Origin of the sequence: Streptomyces sp. NPDC059900 (assembly GCF_050270335.1) — a bacterium.
Lineage (GTDB): Bacteria > Actinomycetota > Actinomycetes > Streptomycetales > Streptomycetaceae > Streptomyces.
The window spans coordinates 1-4,178 of record NZ_JBNNJZ010000659.1; the positions used below are offsets into that span (position 1 = coordinate 1).

Consider the following 4,178-nt stretch of genomic DNA (forward strand, 5'->3'; position numbering starts at 1 on the left):
AGGAACGACGAAGCCCCCGGCCGTGGAGACGGCCGGGGGCTTCGTACGGATGGTGCGCGATACTGGGATTGAACCAGTGACCTCTTCCGTGTCAGGGAAGCGCTCTCCCGCTGAGCTAATCGCGCAGGTGAACCTGCGTGTGGTGCGTACTGCGTGCGCGATACTGGGATTGAACCAGTGACCTCTTCCGTGTCAGGGAAGCGCTCTCCCGCTGAGCTAATCGCGCGGGAATGATCCTTGCGGACCGGACCTTCGGTTGTGCTGTGCTGCGTGCGCGATACTGGGATTGAACCAGTGACCTCTTCCGTGTCAGGGAAGCGCTCTCCCGCTGAGCTAATCGCGCTTGGAGGTGGAGACGGGATTTGAACCCGTGTAGACGGCTTTGCAGGCCGTTGCCTCGCCTCTCGGCCACTCCACCAGGAGTGCGGGGGTTCGGGAAGATCCCCCACTTCCTGCGAGCGGACGACCAGGTTCGAACTGGCGACCTCAACCTTGGCAAGGTTGCGCTCTACCAACTGAGCTACGTCCGCTTGTCTTTCCCGGTCCGCTTGCGCGTCCCGGCGACGTGTTGAACTCTAGCGGATTCCTGGGCCAGTACAAAAACGCGTTTGCGCAGCGTGCTGCGCTGTCGCCGGGCCGGGGCACCACCAGGACACCGGTCATAGACTCGCAGACGTGCACAGCGCCCCTCAGATGTCCTCCCGGCCGCCCTTGGGGGCGACCCTGCCCATGGCGCGCTTCGGCGGCCTGCTCGCGACCGGCCTCAGGGACGTGACCAGCGATCCCTCGGCTCTCGACTCCCGCGGTTTCTGGGCGGTCGCCGCCGGTTTCGAGGGCGAACTGGTCTGCGCCCGCTTCGACGACGTACGCGAGGAACCGGTGCCCGCTCCGGTGCCGGGGGCATGGCGCGGGCCGGCCGCCGGTGACTGGACGTCGTCGCTCGACCGCGCCGCGTACGTGGACGGCGTACGAAGCGTGCGCGAACACATCGCGGCGGGCGACGTCTACCAGGCGAACCTCTGCCGCGTGCTGTCCGCGCCGGTGGCGCAGGACGCCGACGTGGACGCCCTGACCGCGCTCCTGGCGCGCGGGAACCCAGCTCCCTATGCCGGAACGATCCGGCTGCCCGGGCACGGCGTGGAGATAGCCACCGCGTCCCCCGAGCTGTTCCTGCGCCGCGAGGGGCGTGTCGTGGAGTCGGGGCCGATCAAGGGCACGGGCCGGACCGAGGCCGATCTCCTGGAGAAGGACTACGCCGAGAACGTCATGATCGTGGACCTCGTCCGCAACGACCTCGGCCGGATCTGCGTGACCGGCTCCGTGACGGTCCCCGACCTCTGCGTGGTCGAGAAGCACCCCGGCCTCGTCCATCTCGTCTCCACCGTCCGGGGCGAGCTGCGCCCCGGCGCGGGCTGGCCCGACGTCCTGGCCGCCGCCTTCCCGCCCGGTTCCGTCACCGGCGCCCCCAAGTCCAGCGCCCTGCGCATCATCGACGCCCTGGAGACCGCGCCCCGCGGCCCGTACTGCGGCGGCATCGGCTGGGTCGACGCGGACCGGGGCACCGGCGAGCTGGCCGTCGGCATCCGCACCTTCTGGATCGACCGGTCCGCCGGGAACGCTGCCGTCCTGCGGTTCGGCACCGGCGCGGGCATCACCTGGGGCTCGGACCCCGAGGGGGAGTGGCGGGAGACCGAACTGAAGGCGGAACGGCTGCTGGCGGTAGCGTCGGGAGCGTACGAAGCGAGTGGAGGGACCCCTTGGTGAAGATCTGGCTTGACGGCGGTTTGCAGGACCTGGAGACCGCCCGCGTCTCCGTGCTCGACCACGGTCTGACCGTCGGCGACGGCATCTTCGAGACGGTGAAGTCGGTCGAGGGCAGGCCCTTCGCGCTGACCCGGCACCTGGACCGGCTCGCCCGCTCGGCACGCGGCCTCGGCCTGCCCGAGCCCGACCTGGACGAGGTGCGCGCGGCCTGCGCCGCGGTGCTCGACGCCGACCCGATGCCGCTGGGGCGGCTGCGCATCACGTACACCGGGGGCCTCTCGCCGCTCGGCTCGGACCGCGGTGACCAGGGGCAGACGCTGGTCGTGGCCCACGGCGAGGCCGCGCGGCGCCCCGACACGACCGCCGTGATCACCGTGCCGTGGACCCGCAACGAGCGCGGCGCCCTGACCGGCCTGAAGACCACGTCGTACGCCGAGAACGTCGTCGCCCTGGCGCGCGCCCACGAGCAGGGCGCCTCGGAGGCACTGTTCGCGAACACGGTGGGACAGCTGTGCGAGGGCACGGGGTCGAACGTCTTCGTCGTCCTCGACGGCGAGATCCACACGCCGCCGGTGGCCTCCGGATGCCTGGCGGGCATCACGCGCGCGTTGACCGTCGACTGGACGAACGCGCGGGAGACGGATCTGCCGCTCGACGTGCTTGACCGGGCCGACGAGGTGTTCCTGACCTCGACGCTCCGTGACGTCCAGGCCGTGCACCGCATCGACGGTCGTGAACTGCCCGGCATGCCGGGTCCGGTGACCGCCAAGGCGATGCGGATCTTCGCGGAGCGGGCGGCGGACGACCTCGACCCGTGATCCGGCCGGGGCGAGAGGCCCTACGAGGCCGCAAGTGCGGGCAATCCAGATGACGCTCGGGCCGCAGGGCGGGTACAACACCACTGATGACCACGACCCTGCGGCCGACCGGGCCGCTTCAGCAGAGCGCTGACGGCGCCAAGTCACGCACGTACGAAGTGCGCGTCAACAGCCGTCCCGTGGGCGGGATAGAACTCGCCACGCACCCCGTGTTCGGGCCCGCCGTCGCCGAGATGCGGGACCTGAGCATCGAGGAACCCGACCGCAGGCGCGGCCGTGCCACCGTCGCCGTGCTCGCCGCCGAAGAGGTGGTGCGCGGCTGGGGCTGCAACCGCATCGAAGTGGCCGTGCCCGCCGAGGCCGCGGCGGCCCACCGCCTCGCCGTCTCCCTCGGCTATGTGGAGCGCAACCGCCGCATGGCCAAGCCCCTGACCGCCGAGCCGCCGGCGCTGCCCGCGGGTGTCGAGGGGCGGGAGATGACCGAGGACGAGTACGAGGTGTGGCTGGCCCGCGAGAAGGAGGAGTACGCGCAGACCTGGATCGAGCGCGGGGTCCCGGCGGACCAGGCGCGGGCCAAGTCGGAGGCCGACCACGCCGACCATCTGCCCCGGGGCCTGGCCACTCCCGGCACCAGCCTCAGTGTGCTCACCCACGAGGGCACGAAGGTCGGCACCCTCTGGCTGGCGCTGCGCGACGGGGAGGGGTTCGTCTTCGACGTCCAGGTCGACGAGGAGCACCGCGGACACGGCCACGGCCGCTCGCTGATGCTCCTGGCGGAGACACAGGCCCGCGCGGTGGGCCTGGAGCGCATCGGCCTCAACGTCTTCGCGGGCAACGCCCCGGCCCTCGGCCTCTACGAGTCGCTGGGCTACGAACCGGTCATGTACTACGTCTTCAAGCAGCTGCTCTAGGACGGGCGGCTGCTCCGCGACGCGCCTGCGGGAGGCGGCCGTGCGGCGTCGCTAGGAAGCGTCCTGCCCGGAGGCCGCGAGCAGGAGGTCGGTGATCTCCTCGACGCGTTCGCGCAGGCCGTCCTGGCTCTTGCCGCCGTCGAGGCGCTCGCCCCCGATGACGTACGTCGGTGTGCCGGTGACGCCGATCGCCTTGCCCTCGGCCTGGTCGGCGTCGACCATCAGGATGTGCCGGCCGTCGACGAGGGCGGTGTCGAACTCCTCGGCGTCCAGGCCCAGTTCGCGCGCGATCTCGACCAGGAAGGGTTCGCCCTTGCGGGTCAGGTCCTCGACCCCGCCGAGGACGGCCTCGACGTACGGCCAGCCCTGTCCCTGCTCGAAGGCCTCCTCGGCGGCCTGGGCGGCGGCGAAGGCGTACTTGTGCTTTTCGAGGGGGAAGTGCCGCAGGCGCAGGTCGACGGTGTCGCCGTAGCGGGCACGGAGCGCGCGCACGTCGTCGAGGGCGGTCCGGCAGTCCGGGCACTGGAGCTCGCACCAGATGTCGATGACGAGGGGGCCGGTGGGGGCGTCGGGGGCAGAGTCGCTCATGGGACACAGTCTTCCAGCCCTGCGGGCGCCCGCCCAACCGGGACCGGGCGGCGACCGGCACCCGGGGAGGAGGCGTGACCCTGATATTTTTGTTAAG

Annotated in this window: 4 protein-coding genes and 5 tRNA genes; 3 read left to right on the plus strand and 6 right to left on the minus strand. The window is 71.1% G+C overall.

Annotated features, from left to right (window positions below):
* Positions 1–50: 50 nt before the first annotated feature.
* From ACQKIP_RS41385 to ACQKIP_RS41405, 5 genes are all read right to left on the minus strand, one after another.
* Positions 51–125 (minus strand) — tRNA-Val (locus ACQKIP_RS41385).
* 29 nt (positions 126–154) lie between these two features.
* Positions 155–226: transfer RNA gene (locus ACQKIP_RS41390), tRNA-Val, on the minus strand.
* Between the two features lie 45 nt (positions 227–271).
* Positions 272–343, minus strand: a tRNA-Val gene (locus tag ACQKIP_RS41395).
* A 1-nt stretch (position 344) separates the two neighbouring features.
* Positions 345–418 (minus strand) — tRNA-Cys (locus ACQKIP_RS41400).
* Positions 419–457: 39 nt separating this feature from the next.
* A tRNA-Gly gene (locus ACQKIP_RS41405) sits at positions 458–530 on the minus strand.
* Between the two features lie 163 nt (positions 531–693).
* Between ACQKIP_RS41405 and ACQKIP_RS41410 the strand changes: the two genes are divergently transcribed.
* The 3 genes from ACQKIP_RS41410 to ACQKIP_RS41420 all read left to right on the plus strand — a co-directional run bounded on the left by ACQKIP_RS41410 (position 694) and on the right by ACQKIP_RS41420 (position 3,493).
* Positions 694–1,764, plus strand: coding sequence for a chorismate-binding protein (locus ACQKIP_RS41410; RefSeq protein WP_365860183.1), 1,071 nt, complete (start codon positions 694–696; stop codon positions 1,762–1,764).
* Positions 1,761–2,582: an aminotransferase class IV gene (locus ACQKIP_RS41415; RefSeq protein WP_365860163.1), complete on the plus strand. Its 822-nt coding sequence runs from the start codon at positions 1,761–1,763 to the stop codon at positions 2,580–2,582. The genes ACQKIP_RS41410 and ACQKIP_RS41415 overlap by 4 nt, the downstream gene beginning before the upstream one ends.
* A gap of 86 nt (positions 2,583–2,668) precedes the next feature.
* Positions 2,669–3,493, plus strand: coding sequence for a GNAT family N-acetyltransferase (locus ACQKIP_RS41420; RefSeq protein ID WP_365860164.1), 825 nt, complete (start codon positions 2,669–2,671; stop codon positions 3,491–3,493).
* Positions 3,494–3,544: 51 nt separating this feature from the next.
* Here ACQKIP_RS41420 and ACQKIP_RS41425 read toward each other — a convergent pair whose 3' ends face one another.
* Positions 3,545–4,081, minus strand: coding sequence for a DsbA family protein (locus tag ACQKIP_RS41425; RefSeq protein WP_365860165.1), 537 nt, complete (start codon positions 4,079–4,081; stop codon positions 3,545–3,547).
* Positions 4,082–4,178 lie beyond the last annotated feature (97 nt).

Bases quoted from the DNA above. Each gene is read 5' to 3' on its own strand.
- ACQKIP_RS41410 (WP_365860183.1), top strand. From the start codon at position 694: ATGTCCTCCCGGCCGCCCTTGGGGGCGACCCTGCCCATGGCGCGCTTC.
- ACQKIP_RS41420 (WP_365860164.1), top strand. From the start codon at position 2,669: ATGACCACGACCCTGCGGCCGACCGGGCCGCTTCAGCAGAGCGCTGAC.
- ACQKIP_RS41425 (WP_365860165.1), bottom strand. From the start codon at position 4,081: ATGAGCGACTCTGCCCCCGACGCCCCCACCGGCCCCCTCGTCATCGAC.